Below are 15636 nucleotides of genomic sequence, written 5' to 3'. Positions count from 1 at the left end.
TATGGCCTCGATTTCGGGAGGGATTCATGGTCTTGCATTCCACGCGCTGGCTGGCGCTCAGTTATTTCACCTATTTCTTTAGCTACGGCATTTTTCTGCCCTTCTGGAGCGTCTGGCTCAAGGGTATCGGCCTGACGCCCGAGACCATCGGCGTCCTGCTGGGGGCCGGGCTGGTGGCGCGTTTCCTCGGCAGCCTGCTGATTGCCCCGCGCGTCAGCGATCCCTCCTTACTGATCAAGGCCGTGCGCATTCTTGCTCTGTTGACCCTGGTCTTTGTGGCCTGCTTCTGGGTCAGCCACCAGTTTGCCTGGCTGATGGTGGTAATGGTCGGCTTTAACCTGTTCTTCTCACCGCTGGTGCCGCTGACGGATGCCCTGGCGAACACCTGGCAAAAGCAGATCACCATGGACTATGGTCGCGTGCGCCTGTGGGGCTCTATCGCCTTTGTGATTGGCTCGGCGCTGGTGGGCAAACTGGTCAGCCTTTACGATTATCGCGCCATTCTTGCCCTGCTGAGCATCGGTATTGCCTCGATGCTGCTGGGTATGCTGCTGCGACCGTCGGTGATGCCGCAAGGGGAAAGCCGCCATCAGGAGAGCGCCGGCTGGCCCGCATGGCGGAGCCTGGTCGCACAGAGCTGGCGTTTTCTGGCGTGCGTGTGCCTCCTTCAGGGGGCGCATGCGGCGTATTATGGCTTCAGCGCCATCTACTGGCAGGGGGCAGGGTATTCCGCTTCCGCTGTGGGCTATCTATGGTCGCTGGGCGTGGTGGCCGAAGTCATTATCTTTGCCCTGAGCAAAAAACTGTTCCGTCGTTTTGGCGCGCGTGACCTGCTGCTGCTTTCCGCCGTGTGTGGGGTGGCGCGCTGGGGGATTATGGGCTGGACGACCGATCTGCCGTGGCTGATTGTGGCGCAAATTCTTCACTGCGGCACCTTTACCGTGTGCCATCTGGCGGCGATGCGCTATATCGCAGCGCGCGAGGGCGGGGACGTGATTCGTCTGCAGGCCGTCTATTCGGCAGTGGCAATGGGGGGCAGTATCGCGATCATGACGGTGTTTGCGGGGTTCCTCTATCAGCATCTGGGGCACGGCGTCTTCTGGGTGATGGCGCTGGTCGCCTTGCCCGCCATCGTTGTTCGCCCTAAAGTGGCCGCCCGCGCGTCGCTATGATTCCAGCATGGCGCGAATATGTTCTTGCTGCTGCGCGTTCAATGTCTCAACGGCATGAATCAACGGCGGCGAGAACAGCGGCAGGGCCGTAGGGTAGGGGGTGATAACCAGCGCGGCTTCGCGCGGCGCCCCCTCTTTCTGAAAGGCCTGCAGCGTCAGGTAGCGAATGTTGAGTGGCAGCAGCGTCAGCTCGCGAAGCTGCTGTTCAATCCGCTCCTCGCTGGCTTTATCGTCTCCCGTCAGCAGGATCACCTGTTTTTCATGCAGGTCAGTCTCCTGCATCAGCCAGGCACCAAAAATCACCGCCACGAGGCTCATCTCTTCATCGGAAAAACGTAGCCCAAATTCCGCCTCCAGCTCAAACAGCGCCTCTTTCGTGGTGCGTAACAGTCGGGGATAAAGGCGGTGGATCTCCTCCGGCAGGTTATTGTCGATGCCGATCTCAAACAGCGAACGGTCCAGCGCCTGAGCCAGATGGATATACAGCTGATCGGTCAGCCCCTGCTCGTCGCTGAAGTTCATCCCGGTCTGGGAACGAAAGCGGGCCACCATGCGCACGATGGCCCGACGTAGACGCTGATCCTGCTGGTGCTTATCAAGCACCGGATCGGGCGTGCGGAGCATCATAAACAGCAGCGCCAGAAACAGCTGTTCATCCCCGTGGGCACCCTGCGGGACGCGCCGTCTCCAGTGGCGCACGATCTCCTGGGCCGTAAAATACTCCCCTCTCGACTGGGTCCAGCTGCGCTGAACGTGGGAAAACTGCGGCGTATTCCCGAGCTGGTGCTGAATAAGACAGTATTGCAGATAGAGCTGTAAAAACTGGACGTCACGACATTCAAACTGGCGCTGGAGCTTGCGTGAGCAGAAGCCGATCAGCGCCCGCAGGTTCGCATCGTCGTAAAGCGGACGCGCAATGCCGTGTTGTTTAAGCGCGGTTTTTAATGCGGGGGTAAACTGGTGCGAGACGAACTGCGGGCAAAGCCGCAGCGCCCGGCGCAGCCAGTGCAGCAGGCATAAACGCTGATTCAGGGCTGTGCCTTCAATCCGGTAGCAGCCGTCGTGGTGCGTAACGATATCCAGCCGGTGATAGCGCTGGATTTCATCGCGCGTCTCGGCTATATCTTGCCGTGCCATCGCGTCGTCCACGCCGTTGGCAGCGATTATGCTCTGTGCGGTGACGGCAGCATCGGGCAGGTAAAGCATTAAAAGCACCTGGCAGCGGCGCTGCGAACTGGAAAGCACAGATGGAATTTCAAGCGTCGTCATCATCTGTCGGGTATCCAGTGTGAATGTTTGATAAGAATAGCTAAAGGATGAGTGCTGAAAAGCGCGCCGGCAGGCCTTTCACTCAGGATTGCTGGGGGACATCACAGAATTTTTGACGTGAGGAATTGATGCAAACAGTTAAACAAAGTGCGATGGCGTTATTTTTGGCGGTTATCAGCTTAACCGCCAGCGCACACCCTCACAGCTTTATCGACCTCAAAACCGAGCTGGTCACCGACGGCACGCAATTGAGCGGCCTGAAAATGCGCTGGACGATGGATGAAATCACCTCGGCCGATCTGCTCTATGATGCGGGAAATGCGAAGCCCGGCGATGAAATCTGGAAAAAGCTGGCGGCGGAAGTAATGGCCAACGTGCTCGGTCAGCACTACTTCACCGAGTTCTGGCACAACGGGCAAAAGGTCAAATTTCTGAACCGACCCACGGAATACGGGATGACGCGTGACGGGCACCAGGCGGTGCTGACGTTTGTGCTTCCGCTGGCGCATCCGCAGCCGCTGGCGGGGCAAACGTACCGCTTTTCCACCTTTGACCCTACCTACTATGTTGACATGCGCTATGACAAAGACAGCGACGTACGGCTGCCGGACGCGCTGCAAAAAAGCTGCAAAATTGGCGTACACACCCCGAAACCGAGCGAAGAGACGCTGAACTTTGCGGTCTCGCTTGATAAAGAAGATGCCCCACCCGAGGATATGGAATTGGGTAAACAGTTTGCGCAGGAGGTGACGTTACAATGTCAGTGATCTCCTCTCCGGTTCGGAAACCGCGCCGCTGGCTGCACCTCTGGCCGCTGGCGCTCTTTTTACTGTTAGCAACTGGCGGTGCGCTGTGGCTGTGGCAGGCCTGGCCGCAGGTCATGATGAAAAGCATTATCTGGCAGCGTGAGGTCAACCAGCAGATGAGCGGTCTGCTGAAGGCGGTGGCGGAGAACCCGACCAAAGCGGGTGGTTCCCTGCTGGCGTTCAGTTTTGTCTATGGCGTTCTGCACGCCCTGGGGCCGGGGCACGGCAAAATCGTCATTACCACCTGGCTTGCTACCCATCCGTCAAAGCTCAAATCGAGTATCGGCCTGACGCTGGCCTCCTCGCTGCTGCAGGGCGGCGTGGCGATTGCGCTGGTCGTTGTTGTGCTTTCACTTTTGCAGCTTCCGGCGCGCCAGCTGCACATGAGCAGCTTCTGGCTTGAAAAAGGGAGCTATGCGCTGGTGGGCCTGCTGGGGCTGATCCTCTGCTGGCGGGCGCTCAAAAAGCTGCGCGTGCTGCTGCAAAAGCCGAAATTCAAAACCTTTACGCCGCACCACGTTCATGATGAAAACTGCGGCTGCGGGCATCAGCATTTGCCCACGCAGGAACAATTACAGAACGGTGACGACTGGCGCGCGCGGTTGGTGATTGTTCTCTCTATGGGCATGCGCCCGTGTTCGGGTGCCATCATGGTGCTGCTGTTCAGTAAGGTGATCGGCGTGTTCGGCTGGGGCATGCTGTCCGCGCTGGCGATGGCGGCAGGAACCTCTCTCACCATTTCGTCTTTAGCGCTGCTGGTACACAGCTTCCGTCAGCTGGCGGTCAAACTCAGCGGTAATAAAACGCCGGTGCTGTGGCGGCAGGTTGGCTGGACAACGCTCGCGCTGGCGGGCGGGGTGATTCTGCTGGTAGCGGCGGTAACGATGTGGATGAGTGCGGTGCCGGTGGGAAGGGGATTGCGGCCTTTTTAGTTTCAATTCCCTCTCCCACAGGGAGAGGGAATTACCGGGATTAACGCTTCAGCGCATCGCTCAGTTCATCACGCATGTTTGCCAGCATGGCTTTAACAACGCGTGGGTTACCCGCAACGATGTTGCCGGTAGACAGATAGTTATGGCCGCCGGTGAAGTCGCAAACAATGGCGCCTGCTTCACGTGCGATCAGCTCGCCCGCTGCAAAATCCCATGGCTTCAGTGAGAGTTCGAAGTAACCGTCAACGCGGCCGGTGGCAACGTAGGCCAGATCCAGCGCAGCAGAACCGGTGCGACGGAAGTCCGCGCATTCGGTGAACAGTTTGCCCAGGATATTCATATAGGTGGTCGCGTGCTGTTTTGCCTTGAACGGGAAACCGGTCGCCAGGATGGTGCCGTCCAGATCGCGTGCGTTGCTGCAGCGCAGACGGTAGCCGTTCAGCTGTGCGCCCTGACCGCGGGTCGCGGTGAACAGTTCGTTACGCATTGGATCGTACACAACGGCGACTTCAGTACGGCCTTTAATGCGTACTGCGATAGACACAGAGAAGTGTGGCAGGCGTTTGACGAAGTTGGTGGTGCCATCCAGTGGATCGATAACCCATTGAACATCCTGATCGGTACCTTCATGTTCACCGCTTTCTTCGGTGATGATGGTGTGCTGTGGGTAAGATTTGCGGATCGTTTCGATAATAATCGCTTCTGCGGCTTTATCGACGTTAGTCACGAAATCATTGCTGCCTTTCTGGCTGGTTTCTACGGAGTCTGGCGTTTCGTAGTGTTTGGCAATTACATTACCCGCCTTGCGCGCTGCGCGCACGGCGATGGTCAGCATCGGATGCATCGGTCTCTCTCACTGGATGTTAAAGAACAGGAAAATCGGCGCAGAGTATAGCAGCGGGATCGGATTATGTCTCCCGTTTATGATAATATGCCCGAATATTCTTCAGACGCTGAATTCAGATATTAAAAATTATGCTGCAAAACATTCGAATCGTGCTGGTCGAAACATCGCATACCGGCAACATGGGCTCCGTTGCCCGCGCTATGAAAACCATGGGCTTAACGAACCTGTGGCTGGTTAACCCGCTGGTGAAACCCGACTCGCAGGCTATCGCGCTGGCGGCCGGGGCCAGCGACGTGATCGGTAATGCCCAGATCGTCGATACCCTTGACGAAGCGCTGGCCGGCTGCAGCCTCGTTGTGGGTACCAGCGCGCGTTCGCGCACGCTGCCGTGGCCAATGCTCGATCCGCGTGAATGCGGCCTGAAAAGTGTCGCGGAGGCAGAACAGGCGCCGGTTGCGCTGGTGTTTGGCCGCGAGCGCGTTGGCCTGACCAACGATGAGCTGCAGAAGTGCCATTATCACGTCGCGATTGCGGCAAACCCGGAGTACAGCTCGCTGAACCTGGCGATGGCGGTGCAGGTTATCGCTTATGAAGTCCGTATGGCGTGGCTGGCAACGCAGGAAAAAGAGGTCGAGCCGAAAGAAGAGACGGCTTACCCGCTGGTGGACGACCTTGAGCGTTTCTACGGTCACCTGGAGCAGACGCTGCTCTCAACCGGCTTTATCCGTGAAGGCCACCCGGGCCAGGTAATGAACAAGCTGCGCCGTATGTTTACCCGCGCGCGTCCGGAAAGCCAGGAGCTGAACATCCTGCGCGGGATTCTGGCGTCGATTGAGCAGAAGAATAAAGAGTAGTGCCGGTTTGTTTTCTCCCTCTCCCTGTGGGAGAGGGGCGGGGTGAGGGCATCAGGCCGCACCTGTATTATGAAGGCACAGAAGGTTAAATACCTGACTAAAACAGTCAAGTAAATAGTTGACCATTTTAGTCAGGAATGTCAGACTTGGCCCTGCTATGCAATACCCCATTTTACTATAAAAAACCCCGGGCAGGGGCGAGTTTGAGGTTAAGTAAGACATGAGACTGACATCTAAAGGGCGTTATGCCGTGACCGCGATGCTGGACGTTGCGCTCAACTCCGAAGCGGGCCCGGTTCCGTTGGCTGATATTTCTGAACGACAAGGGATCTCCCTCTCTTATCTGGAACAGCTGTTCTCCAGACTGCGTAAAAATGGACTGGTTTCCAGCGTTCGTGGCCCAGGCGGCGGTTATCTGCTGGGTAAAGACGCGGGCAGTATTGCAGTTGGTGAAGTGATTAGCGCAGTTGACGAATCCGTTGACGCGACCCGTTGCCAGGGTAAAGGCGGCTGCCAGGGCGGCGACAAATGCCTGACCCACGCGCTGTGGCGCGATCTGAGCGACCGTCTCACCGGCTTCCTGAACAACATCACCCTGGGTGAACTGGTCAATAACCAGGAAGTTCTGGATGTCTCTGGTCGTCAGCACAGTCAGGATTCCCAACGCAGCACCCGCGCGCAGGACGCTATCGACGTCAAACTGCGCGCGTAATAAAACGATAAGTATTTCAGAATCAGGCCGGGGCGAAGACTCGCCCCGTGTACTCGGTCGTACATCCAGCCGGTTGCCTGATTCCTTGCATTGAAGCGATGTACGGAGTTTAAAGAGCAATGAAATTACCGATTTATCTCGATTACTCCGCAACCACGCCGGTGGACCCGCGTGTTGCCGAGAAAATGATGCAGTGTCTGACCCTGGACGGAAACTTTGGTAACCCAGCTTCCCGTTCACACCGTTTTGGCTGGCATGCTGAAGAGGCGGTTGATATCGCCCGTAATCAGATTGCTGACCTGGTGGGTGCCGACCCGCGTGAGATTGTTTTCACCTCCGGTGCGACCGAATCCGACAACCTGGCGATCAAAGGTGCAGCTAACTTTTATCAGAAAAAAGGCAAGCACATCATCACCAGCAAAACCGAACACAAAGCCGTGCTGGACACCTGCCGTCAGCTGGAGCGTGAAGGGTATGAAGTCACCTACCTGGCGCCACAGAGCAACGGCATCATCGACCTGAAAGAGCTCGAAGCGGCTATGCGTGATGACACCATTCTGGTCTCCATCATGCACGTCAACAACGAAATCGGCGTGGTGCAGGACATCGCGACCATCGGCGAAATGTGCCGCGCGCGCGGTATCATCTACCACGTAGACGCGACCCAGAGCGTGGGCAAACTGCCTATCGACCTGAGCCAGCTGAAAGTAGACCTGATGTCCTTCTCCGGCCACAAAATCTATGGCCCGAAAGGGATTGGCGCGCTGTACGTTCGTCGTAAGCCACGTATCCGCATCGAAGCACAGATGCACGGCGGTGGTCACGAGCGCGGCATGCGTTCCGGTACGCTGCCTGTTCACCAGATCGTGGGCATGGGCGAAGCCTACCGCATTGCAAAAGAAGAGATGGAAACCGAGATGGCGCGCCTGCGTACGCTGCGTAACCGTCTGTGGGACGGCGTGAAAGATATGGAAGAAGTGTATCTGAACGGCGATCTCGAGCAGGGCGCTCCGAACATCCTCAACGTCAGCTTCAACTATGTTGAAGGCGAATCGCTGATTATGGCGCTGAAAGACCTGGCCGTTTCTTCCGGTTCTGCCTGTACTTCTGCAAGCCTTGAGCCATCCTACGTGCTGCGCGCGCTGGGTATGACTGACGAGCTGGCACACAGCTCTATCCGTTTCTCTTTAGGTCGTTTCACTACCGAAGAAGAGATTGACTACACCATCAAGCTGGTTCGCAACTCCATTGGCCGTCTGCGCGACCTTTCTCCACTGTGGGAAATGTTCAAGCAGGGCGTGGATCTGAACAGCATTGAATGGTCACATCACTAATCGGTACATAAGGAGAATTCAATCATGGCATACAGCGAAAAAGTCATCGATCATTACGAAAACCCACGCAACGTTGGCTCTTTTGACAACAGCGACGAATCTGTTGGTAGCGGCATGGTCGGTGCGCCGGCGTGTGGCGACGTGATGAAGTTGCAGATTAAAGTCAACAATGAAGGTATCATTGAAGACGCGCGTTTCAAGACCTACGGCTGCGGTTCTGCTATCGCGTCCAGCTCCCTGGTCACCGAATGGGTGAAGGGCAAGTCTCTGGACGAAGCACAGGCAATCAAGAACACGGATATTGCTGAAGAACTCGAACTGCCACCGGTGAAAATTCACTGCTCAATTCTGGCAGAAGACGCGATCAAAGCCGCCATTGCGGATTACAAAAGCAAACGTGAAGCAAAATAATTGAGGTTTGAGTATGTCGATTACCCTTAGCGACAGCGCTGCCGCGCGAGTAAGCTCTTTTCTGGCGAACCGTGGTAAAGGCTTTGGCCTGCGACTGGGCGTACGTACCTCCGGCTGTTCTGGTATGGCTTACGTACTGGAGTTTGTTGATGAACCGGCGTCTGACGACACCGTGTTTGAAGACAAGGGCGTGAAGGTGGTGGTCGATGGCAAAAGCCTGCAATTCCTCAACGGCACTCAGCTGGACTTCGTTAAAGAAGGCCTGAACGAAGGGTTTAAATTCACGAACCCGAACGTCAAAGACGAGTGTGGTTGCGGCGAAAGCTTCCACGTTTAACCGCGCGTCATCCGAAACCCCACCGTGGCGTACCCGCTGCGCGTGGGGTTTGTTATAACAGGCTACCCCTGAGATTGTTATGGATTACTTCACTCTCTTCGGACTTCCCGCTCAATACCCGATTGATCTCCTGGCGCTGACGATCCGCTTTCAGGATCTTCAGCGTCAGTACCATCCGGACAAATTCGCGAGCGGTACTCAGGCAGAACAGCTGGCTGCGGTATCGCACTCTGCGACCATCAACCAGGCCTGGCAGACGCTGCGCCATCCGCTGGCGCGCGCTGAGTATCTGCTCTCGCTCCACGGTTTTGATCTGGCGAGCGAACAGCACACCGTGCGCGACACGGCATTTCTGATGGAGCAGCTGGAGCTTCGTGAAGAGCTCGATGAGATTGAACAGGCCAAAGACGAAGCGCGTCTGGAAAGCTTTATTACGCGCGTGAAGGGCATGTTCGATACCCGCCATCAGCAGATGGTGGAGCAACTGAACAACGAGACCTGGGACGTGGCGGCAGATACTGTGCGCAAACTCCGTTTTCTCGATAAACTGCGAAGCAGTGCTGAACAACTCGAAGAAAAGCTGCTCGATTTTTAATTTCGGAAGCAATTATGGCCTTATTACAAATTAGTGAGCCTGGCTTAAGTGCCGCACCGCACCAGCGTCGTCTGGCGGTGGGTATCGATCTGGGCACCACCAATTCCCTCGTGGCGACCGTGCGTAGCGGCCAGGCGGAAACGCTGGCTGACGAGCAGGGCCGCCATCTGCTGCCTTCCGTGGTCCACTACCAGCAGCAGGGTCACGCGGTCGGCTATGACGCCCGCGCCAACGCCGCGCGCGATCCGGCCAACACCATCAGCTCCGTCAAGCGCATGATGGGCCGCTCGCTGGCCGATATTCAGACCCGCTACCCGCATCTGCCGTATCAGCTGCAGGCCAGTGAAAACGGCCTGCCGATGATCGCGACCGCGGCCGGTCTGCTGAACCCGATTCGTGTTTCTGCTGACATTCTCAAAGCGCTGGCGGAGCGCGCTACGGCAACGCTCGGTGGCGATCTGGACGGCGTGGTGATCACCGTTCCTGCCTACTTTGACGATGCACAGCGTCAGGGCACCAAAGACGCCGCGCGTCTGGCGGGCCTGCATGTGCTGCGTCTGCTGAACGAACCGACGGCGGCGGCGATTGCCTACGGCCTCGACTCCGGTCAGGAAGGGGTCATTGCGGTTTACGATCTCGGCGGCGGTACCTTTGATATTTCAATCCTGCGCCTGAGCCGTGGGGTATTTGAAGTGCTGGCGACCGGCGGGGATTCCGCGCTGGGTGGCGATGACTTCGACCATCTGCTGGCGGACTACATTCGCGAGCAGGCGGGCATCAGCGATCGCAGCGATGCGCGCGTACAGCGCGAGCTGCTGGATGCGGCTATTGACGCCAAAATCGCCCTGAGCGATGCGCAGACGGTTACCGTAAACGTTGCGGGCTGGCAGGGTGACATCACCCGCGACCAGTTCAGCGATCTGATTGCCCCGCTGGTGAAACGCACCCTGCTGGCCTGCCGTCGCGCATTGAAAGATGCGGGCGTTGAGGCTAACGAGGTGCTGGAAGTGGTCATGGTAGGCGGTTCGACCCGCGTGCCGCTGGTGCGCGAGCGCGTGGGCGAATTTTTTGGCCGCACGCCGCTGACTTCCATCGACCCGGACAAAGTGGTTGCCGTGGGCGCCGCAATCCAGGCCGATATTCTGGTCGGCAACAAGCCGGACAGCGAAATGCTGCTGCTGGACGTCATCCCGCTGTCGCTGGGGTTAGAAACCATGGGCGGCCTGGTGGAGAAAGTGATCCCGCGTAACACCACCATTCCGGTGGCGCGCGCACAGGAGTTCACCACCTTTAAAGACGGCCAGACCGCGATGTCCATCCACGTAATGCAGGGCGAACGCGAGCTGGTGCAGGACTGCCGTTCTCTGGCGCGCTTTGCGCTGCGCGGAATTCCGGCGCTACCTGCGGGCGGGGCGCACATTCGCGTTACCTTCCAGGTGGATGCCGACGGTCTGCTGAGCGTCACGGCGATGGAAAAATCCACCGGCGTGGAATCGTCCATCCAGGTGAAGCCGTCCTACGGCCTGACCGATGGCGAAATCGCCTCTATGATTCAGGACTCAATGAGCTACGCCGAGCAGGATGTGAAGGCGCGTATGCTGGCGGAACAAAAAGTGGAAGCCGCACGCGTGCTGGAAAGCCTGACCGGCGCGCTCGCTGCCGACGCCGCGCTGCTCAGCGCCGCTGAGCGTCAGGTAATTGACGAAGCGGCCGCGCGCTTAAGCGTGGTCGCTGAAGGCAATGACGCTGACGCAATAGAAGAAGCCATTAAAAACGTTGATAAACAAACCCAGGACTTTGCTGCTCGCCGCATGGACAAATCTGTCCGCGTCGCGCTGAAAGGCCAGTCCGTGGACGAGGTTTAATATGCCAAAGATTGTAATTTTGCCTCATGCGGACCTCTGTCCGGATGGCGCTGTTCTGGAAGCGAAGACCGGCGAAACCATTCTCGATGTTGCCCTGCGTGCAGGTATCGAAGTGGAACACGCCTGTGAAAAATCCTGTGCCTGCACCACCTGCCACTGCATCGTGCGTGAAGGTTTTGACTCTCTCGCCGAGAGCACCGAAGACGAAGACGACATGCTGGATAAAGCATGGGGTCTGGAGCCAGACAGCCGCCTGAGCTGCCAGGCTGCGGTGACCGATGAAGATCTGGTCGTGGAATTCCCACGTTACACCATCAACCACGCACGCGAGCATTGATATGGGACTGAAGTGGACAGACAGCCGTGAAATCGGCGAAGCGCTCTACGACGCGAACCCGGATCTCGATCCGAAGACCGTACGATTCACCGACATGCATCAGTGGATCTGCGATCTGGAAGATTTCGACGACGATCCAAACGCATCCAATGAAAAAATTCTGGAGGCGATTCTGTTAGTCTGGTTAGATGAAGCAGAATAAATAACAAAACGGGCTGCCTTCAGGCGGCCCGTTTGCTAGTTGCTAATAAGGAAAAATAAAATGACCGAAGCGATGAAGATTACGCTCTCTACGCAGCCCGCCGACGCGCGCTGGGGCGAGAAAGCCAGCTACAGCATCAACAACGACGGTATTACCCTGCACCTGACGGGCAACGATGATTTGGGCCTGATCCAGCGCGCCGCGCGTAAAATTGATGGCCTGGGCATTAAGCATGTCTCCCTGGAAGGCGAAGGCTGGGACACCGACCGCAGCTGGGCATTCTGGGCAGGCTACAAAGGCCCGAAAGGCACCCGCAAAATTGAGTGGGCAAACCTCGACGAAGCCGGTCAGAAAGAGCTGGAAAGCCGCCTGCAAATTATCGACTGGGTGCGCGACACCATCAACGCCCCGGCGGAAGAGTTAGGCCCTGAGCAGCTGGCGCAGCGCGCGGTTGACCTGCTGTGCGGCGTGGCGGGCGACAAGATGTCCTACCGCATCACCAAGGGTGAAGACCTGCGCGAGCAGAACTACATGGGTATTCATACCGTGGGCCGTGGTTCTGAGCGTCCACCGGTGCTGCTGGCGCTGGACTACAACCCAACCGGCAATAAAGACGCTCCTGTCTTTGCCTGCCTGGTAGGTAAAGGTATCACCTTCGACACCGGCGGCTACAGCCTGAAGCAGAGCGCGTTCATGGACTCCATGAAGTCCGACATGGGCGGCGCGGCCACCATCACCGGCGCGCTGGCGTTTGCGATTACCCGCGGTCTGAACAAGCGGGTGAAGCTGTACCTGTGCTGCGCGGACAACATGGTGAGCGGTAATGCCTTCAAGCTGGGCGACATCATTCGCTATCGCAACGGCAAAAACGTCGAAGTGATGAACACCGACGCCGAAGGCCGTCTGGTGCTGGCCGATGGCCTGATCGACGCGTCTGCCCAGAAGCCAGAGCTGATTATCGATATGGCGACCCTGACCGGCGCGGCGAAAACCGCGCTGGGTAACGACTACCATGCGCTGTTCAGCTTCGACGACAAGCTGGCCGCTCGCCTGCTGGCAAGCGCCGCTGCTGAAAATGAACCGTTCTGGCGTCTGCCGCTGTCCGAGTTCCACCGCAGCCAGCTGCCGTCCAACTTTGCCGAGCTGAACAATACCGCCAGCGCGGCGTACCCTGCGGGCGCAAGCACCGCGGCAGGCTTCCTGTCTCACTTCGTTGAGAATTATCATGAAGGCTGGCTGCACATCGACTGCTCCGCAACGTACCGTAAAGCCGCGGTTGAGCAGTGGTCTGCGGGCGCAACCGGTCTGGGTGTGCGTACCGTGGCGAACCTGCTGACGGCTGAGTAATCTTTTTAGCCGGGTGGCGCTACGCTTACGCGCGCCTTCGGAGTCATCATATTGCCCGGCGGCGCTGCGCTTGCACGGGCCTACGGTTTTGTAGGCCGGGTAAGCGAAGCGCCACCCGGCGTTTTTTGAAGTAGCCAAACTATGTCAGACACCAAAAACGAATTAGAAACCCTGCTGGAGCAGGCGGCGACCGAGCCCGCCCACCGTCCGGCTTTTTTCCGCACGCTGCTGGAATCCACCGTCTGGGTGCCGGGCACCGCGGCGGAAGGTGAGCAGGTTGTCGAAGACAGCGCGCTGGATCTGCTGCACTGGGAGAAAGACGACGGCACGTCGGTGATCCCGTTCTTCACCTCGCTGGAAGCCCTGCAGGAAGCGGTTGAAGACGAACAGGCGTTCGTGGTGATGCCGGTGCGTACCCTGTTTGAAATGACGCTGGGCCAGACGCTGTTCCTCAACGCTAAATTGCCGACCGGGAAAGAGTTCACGCCGCGTGAAATCAGCCACCTGATAGGTGAAGAGGGCAACCCGCTCAGCACCCAGGAAGTGCTGGAAGGGGGCGAAACGCTGCTGCTGTCTGAGGTGGCCGAGCCGCCCGCGCAGATGATTGATTCCCTGACGACGCTGTTCAAAACGCTCAAGCCCGTCAGGCGCGCGTTTCTCTGCTCCATCAAAGAGCGCGCGGACGAAAAGCCGGTGCTGTTGATCGGTATTGAAGCCGATGGCGATTTCGACGAGATCGTTCAGGCGGCGGGCAGCGTGGCGACCGACACGCTACCGGGCGATGAGCCGATTGATATCTGTCAGGTGAAAAACGGTGAGAAGGGCATCAGCCACTTTATTACCGAGCACATCACCCCATTCTACGAGCGTCGCTGGGGCGGCTTCCTGCGCGATCTCAAAACCAACCGCATCATCTGATTACGGCGGGGTGAATGTCACCCCGTTGCTTCCAGCAGCAGTAAATCCATCAGCAGCACCAGATTCGACTCAAACGACGTCACCCCTGCGGCTTCGGCGGCGTAGTGTACCGCTTCGTCATAGAGCGCAAAGTGAACGTTGGCCATCTCCGCCAGCGTGTTGGCCGAGGCGCGGGTAAACGCGACGATGGTCATGCCGACGTTTTTGGCAATCCGCGCTTTATCCAGCACCTGCTCCGTTTCGCCACTGCGCGAGACGGCAATAAACACCTGATAGCGCGCGGCGTTGCTGAGGAAAATATTCCTGCTGTCCCCCGGCCCGGAGATAAACGCCGTTTTGCCCAACACCTGCAGCTTCTTGGTCAGGTACTCCGCAAAGAGATAGGAAAACCCAGCCCCGTAGAGAAAGAAGCTCTCTTTCTGGCGCAGCAGATCGGCAAACTGCTGTCGCTTCTCCTGCGTGACCCACTGAAAGGTGTGCTGATAGTTGGCGATAAACTGGTTAAATAGCGCCGGGAGCTCAGGACGCGATTGCCCCTGAACGGCAATGTGCGGCGTGTCGGAGAGCAGCTGCTTGCAGTGCCAGATAAACTCGCTAAAGCCGCTGAACCCCAGCTTCTGGCACAGCCGCATGATGGTGGCGGTAGAAACAAACGTCGCCTGAGCAAGCTCTCGCACCGTGATGTTGCCCACCAGCAGCGGATGCTCCGTGAGGTGGGCGAGGACGCGATACTCCGCGCGGGTCAGCGATGCCCCGCGCGTTAACAGCGTGGCCAGGCGGTTATCCATTATTTCGCGGGTTCGACAGGCAGATCGTCTCGCGCACCCCATTCGCTCCAGGCGCCGTCGTAGAGCGTGACGTCGTTCGCACCGAGCGTGGCGAGCGCCAGGATCACCACGCAGGCCGTAACACCGGAGCCACAGCTGGCAATAATCGGACGATGTAAATCCACGCCAGCACGGTCAAAAATGGCGCGCAGCTCGTCGGTAGTTTTCAGCTCGCCCTCAAACACCAGGTCGCCCCACGGCACGTTCAGCGCGCCCGGAATATGTCCACGCTTCAGCCCCGGACGCGGTTCATCCGCTTGGGCATTGAAGCGCGGAGCAGGACGGGCATCGACGATTTGCGCCGTTTTTTCGTGGCTCACGACCAGCACGTCGGTCAGGCGTTTTACCACATGGGTGTCAAAGGTCGCGTCGAATTCACCTTCCGGCAGCGTCACGTCACCCTGCTGAAGCGGCAGCTCGTCGCGCTTCCAGCCCGCCAGCCCGCCCGCCAGAATCGACACTTTTTCCACACCGAAGTTCTTCAGCATCCACCACGCGCGCGGTGCGGAGAAGAGGTTACCTTCATCATAGACAACGAGGTGTTTGTCTTTGCTGATGCCCAGCTCGCGCATCGCCACGGAAAACGCTTCCGGGCGCGGCAGCATGTGCGGCAGGGGAGAGGTGTGATCGGAGAGGGCTTCAATATCAAAAAATACCGCACCCGGCAGATGCCCGGCACGGTATTCACCGGGCACGTCACGATGCTCTTGTCCCGGAGGGGCCATACGCGCGTCGATAATCTGAACTTCCGGATCGTCGCCGTGCTCAATCAGCCAGTCGGCGGCGACAAAATATGAGGTGGACATGGGTTGCCTCCATTCTTTTCCGTAAAAAAGGATTGTCGGTGTTTTTTCTGACACCGACAAGCAAA

18 protein-coding genes are annotated in these 15636 nt (G+C 57.9%); 14 read left to right on the top strand and 4 right to left on the bottom strand.

Annotation, left to right across the window (positions count from 1 at the left end):
* Nucleotides 1-26: 26 nt before the first annotated feature.
* Nucleotides 27-1172: a 3-phenylpropionate MFS transporter gene (locus tag AC4IC4_RS17240; RefSeq protein ID WP_008502163.1), complete on the top strand. Its 1146-nt coding sequence runs from the start codon at nucleotides 27-29 to the stop codon at nucleotides 1170-1172.
* Here the strand turns inward: AC4IC4_RS17240 and csiE are convergent.
* On the bottom strand, nucleotides 1167-2444 hold the full coding sequence (csiE, locus tag AC4IC4_RS17235) for a stationary phase inducible protein CsiE (RefSeq protein WP_024908636.1): 1278 nt from the start codon (nucleotides 2442-2444) through the stop codon (nucleotides 1167-1169). The genes AC4IC4_RS17240 and csiE overlap by 6 nt on opposite strands.
* A gap of 125 nt (nucleotides 2445-2569) precedes the next feature.
* Between csiE and AC4IC4_RS17230 the strand changes: the two genes are divergently transcribed.
* Both AC4IC4_RS17230 and AC4IC4_RS17225 read left to right on the top strand, forming a co-directional pair.
* On the top strand, nucleotides 2570-3208 hold the full coding sequence (locus tag AC4IC4_RS17230) for a DUF1007 family protein (protein WP_491471582.1): 639 nt from the start codon (nucleotides 2570-2572) through the stop codon (nucleotides 3206-3208).
* Nucleotides 3199-4179 carry a nickel/cobalt transporter gene (locus AC4IC4_RS17225; protein ID WP_032648684.1) on the top strand — a complete coding sequence of 327 codons (981 nt, stop codon included), beginning with the start codon at nucleotides 3199-3201 and terminating at the stop codon, nucleotides 4177-4179. The genes AC4IC4_RS17230 and AC4IC4_RS17225 overlap by 10 nt, the downstream gene beginning before the upstream one ends.
* A gap of 40 nt (nucleotides 4180-4219) precedes the next feature.
* Here the strand turns inward: AC4IC4_RS17225 and suhB are convergent, their stop codons facing one another.
* Nucleotides 4220-5023: an inositol-1-monophosphatase gene (suhB, locus tag AC4IC4_RS17220; RefSeq protein ID WP_024908639.1), complete on the bottom strand. Its 804-nt coding sequence runs from the start codon at nucleotides 5021-5023 to the stop codon at nucleotides 4220-4222.
* A gap of 131 nt (nucleotides 5024-5154) precedes the next feature.
* Here suhB and trmJ point away from each other — a divergent pair, with 131 nt between their 5' ends.
* The 11 genes from trmJ (at nucleotide 5155) to sseB (ending at nucleotide 13938) form a co-directional block, all read left to right on the top strand.
* Nucleotides 5155-5880: a tRNA (cytosine(32)/uridine(32)-2'-O)-methyltransferase TrmJ gene (trmJ, locus tag AC4IC4_RS17215; RefSeq protein WP_267215169.1), complete on the top strand. Its 726-nt coding sequence runs from the start codon at nucleotides 5155-5157 to the stop codon at nucleotides 5878-5880.
* Between the two features lie 220 nt (nucleotides 5881-6100).
* Complete coding sequence (gene iscR, locus AC4IC4_RS17210; RefSeq protein WP_024908641.1) at nucleotides 6101-6592, top strand: Fe-S cluster assembly transcriptional regulator IscR; 492 nt, start codon at nucleotides 6101-6103, stop codon at nucleotides 6590-6592.
* 119 nt (nucleotides 6593-6711) lie between these two features.
* Nucleotides 6712-7926, top strand: coding sequence for a cysteine desulfurase (gene iscS, locus AC4IC4_RS17205; RefSeq protein WP_008502157.1), 1215 nt, complete (start codon nucleotides 6712-6714; stop codon nucleotides 7924-7926).
* 24 nt (nucleotides 7927-7950) lie between these two features.
* Nucleotides 7951-8337, top strand: coding sequence for a Fe-S cluster assembly scaffold IscU (gene iscU / locus AC4IC4_RS17200; protein ID WP_003860661.1), 387 nt, complete (start codon nucleotides 7951-7953; stop codon nucleotides 8335-8337).
* A 13-nt stretch (nucleotides 8338-8350) separates the two neighbouring features.
* Nucleotides 8351-8674, top strand: a complete 324-nt coding sequence (iscA, locus tag AC4IC4_RS17195) for an iron-sulfur cluster assembly protein IscA (protein WP_003860659.1) — start codon at nucleotides 8351-8353, stop codon at nucleotides 8672-8674.
* A 79-nt stretch (nucleotides 8675-8753) separates the two neighbouring features.
* Nucleotides 8754-9269 carry a co-chaperone HscB gene (gene hscB / locus AC4IC4_RS17190; protein WP_491471581.1) on the top strand — a complete coding sequence of 172 codons (516 nt, stop codon included), beginning with the start codon at nucleotides 8754-8756 and terminating at the stop codon, nucleotides 9267-9269.
* Between the two features lie 14 nt (nucleotides 9270-9283).
* Entirely contained in the window at nucleotides 9284-11134 is a 1851-nt protein-coding gene (hscA, locus tag AC4IC4_RS17185) for a Fe-S protein assembly chaperone HscA (protein WP_024908643.1), read from the top strand.
* A gap of 1 nt (nucleotide 11135) precedes the next feature.
* Nucleotides 11136-11471, top strand: a complete 336-nt coding sequence (gene fdx, locus AC4IC4_RS17180) for an ISC system 2Fe-2S type ferredoxin (RefSeq protein ID WP_003860652.1) — start codon at nucleotides 11136-11138, stop codon at nucleotides 11469-11471.
* 1 nt (nucleotide 11472) lies between these two features.
* Complete coding sequence (gene iscX, locus AC4IC4_RS17175) at nucleotides 11473-11673, top strand: Fe-S cluster assembly protein IscX (RefSeq protein WP_003860650.1); 201 nt, start codon at nucleotides 11473-11475, stop codon at nucleotides 11671-11673.
* 60 nt (nucleotides 11674-11733) lie between these two features.
* Nucleotides 11734-13020 (top strand): aminopeptidase PepB, encoded by a 1287-nt coding sequence (gene pepB / locus AC4IC4_RS17170; protein ID WP_491471580.1) that lies wholly within the window; start codon nucleotides 11734-11736, stop codon nucleotides 13018-13020.
* A gap of 141 nt (nucleotides 13021-13161) precedes the next feature.
* A complete protein-coding gene (sseB, locus tag AC4IC4_RS17165) occupies nucleotides 13162-13938 on the top strand; it encodes an enhanced serine sensitivity protein SseB (protein WP_032648693.1) in 777 nt (258 codons plus the stop codon).
* Nucleotides 13939-13955: 17 nt separating this feature from the next.
* Here the strand turns inward: sseB and AC4IC4_RS17160 are convergent, their stop codons facing one another.
* Together AC4IC4_RS17160 and sseA are read right to left on the bottom strand one after the other, a co-directional pair.
* Nucleotides 13956-14726, bottom strand: coding sequence for a MurR/RpiR family transcriptional regulator (locus AC4IC4_RS17160; RefSeq protein ID WP_491471579.1), 771 nt, complete (start codon nucleotides 14724-14726; stop codon nucleotides 13956-13958).
* Nucleotides 14726-15571, bottom strand: coding sequence for a 3-mercaptopyruvate sulfurtransferase (sseA, locus tag AC4IC4_RS17155; RefSeq protein ID WP_208763167.1), 846 nt, complete (start codon nucleotides 15569-15571; stop codon nucleotides 14726-14728). Before sseA ends, AC4IC4_RS17160 begins: the two co-directional genes overlap by 1 nt.
* Between the last annotated feature and the right edge of the window lie 65 nt (nucleotides 15572-15636).

The organism is Enterobacter sp. Taxon_2 (assembly GCF_058355295.1).
The sequence above is the reverse complement of the archived record's forward strand: the minus strand, read 5'-3'. Positions and strand labels throughout refer to the sequence as shown.

What these genes read in the sequence shown, in the direction of transcription:
- hscA (WP_024908643.1), top strand. Translation starts at nt 9,284, where the DNA reads ATGGCCTTATTACAAATTAGTGAGCCTGGCTTAAGTGCCGCACCGCAC.
- fdx (WP_003860652.1), top strand. Translation starts at nt 11,136, where the DNA reads ATGCCAAAGATTGTAATTTTGCCTCATGCGGACCTCTGTCCGGATGGC.
- iscR (WP_024908641.1), top strand. Translation starts at nt 6,101, where the DNA reads ATGAGACTGACATCTAAAGGGCGTTATGCCGTGACCGCGATGCTGGAC.
- hscB (WP_491471581.1), top strand. Translation starts at nt 8,754, where the DNA reads ATGGATTACTTCACTCTCTTCGGACTTCCCGCTCAATACCCGATTGAT.
- iscA (WP_003860659.1), top strand. Translation starts at nt 8,351, where the DNA reads ATGTCGATTACCCTTAGCGACAGCGCTGCCGCGCGAGTAAGCTCTTTT.
- suhB (WP_024908639.1), bottom strand. Translation starts at nt 5,023, where the DNA reads ATGCATCCGATGCTGACCATCGCCGTGCGCGCAGCGCGCAAGGCGGGT.
- sseA (WP_208763167.1), bottom strand. Translation starts at nt 15,571, where the DNA reads ATGTCCACCTCATATTTTGTCGCCGCCGACTGGCTGATTGAGCACGGC.
- sseB (WP_032648693.1), top strand. Translation starts at nt 13,162, where the DNA reads ATGTCAGACACCAAAAACGAATTAGAAACCCTGCTGGAGCAGGCGGCG.
- csiE (WP_024908636.1), bottom strand. Translation starts at nt 2,444, where the DNA reads ATGATGACGACGCTTGAAATTCCATCTGTGCTTTCCAGTTCGCAGCGC.
- trmJ (WP_267215169.1), top strand. Translation starts at nt 5,155, where the DNA reads ATGCTGCAAAACATTCGAATCGTGCTGGTCGAAACATCGCATACCGGC.
- AC4IC4_RS17225 (WP_032648684.1), top strand. Translation starts at nt 3,199, where the DNA reads ATGTCAGTGATCTCCTCTCCGGTTCGGAAACCGCGCCGCTGGCTGCAC.
- AC4IC4_RS17160 (WP_491471579.1), bottom strand. Translation starts at nt 14,726, where the DNA reads ATGGATAACCGCCTGGCCACGCTGTTAACGCGCGGGGCATCGCTGACC.
- pepB (WP_491471580.1), top strand. Translation starts at nt 11,734, where the DNA reads ATGACCGAAGCGATGAAGATTACGCTCTCTACGCAGCCCGCCGACGCG.
- AC4IC4_RS17240 (WP_008502163.1), top strand. Translation starts at nt 27, where the DNA reads ATGGTCTTGCATTCCACGCGCTGGCTGGCGCTCAGTTATTTCACCTAT.
- iscS (WP_008502157.1), top strand. Translation starts at nt 6,712, where the DNA reads ATGAAATTACCGATTTATCTCGATTACTCCGCAACCACGCCGGTGGAC.
- iscU (WP_003860661.1), top strand. Translation starts at nt 7,951, where the DNA reads ATGGCATACAGCGAAAAAGTCATCGATCATTACGAAAACCCACGCAAC.
- iscX (WP_003860650.1), top strand. Translation starts at nt 11,473, where the DNA reads ATGGGACTGAAGTGGACAGACAGCCGTGAAATCGGCGAAGCGCTCTAC.
- AC4IC4_RS17230 (WP_491471582.1), top strand. Translation starts at nt 2,570, where the DNA reads ATGCAAACAGTTAAACAAAGTGCGATGGCGTTATTTTTGGCGGTTATC.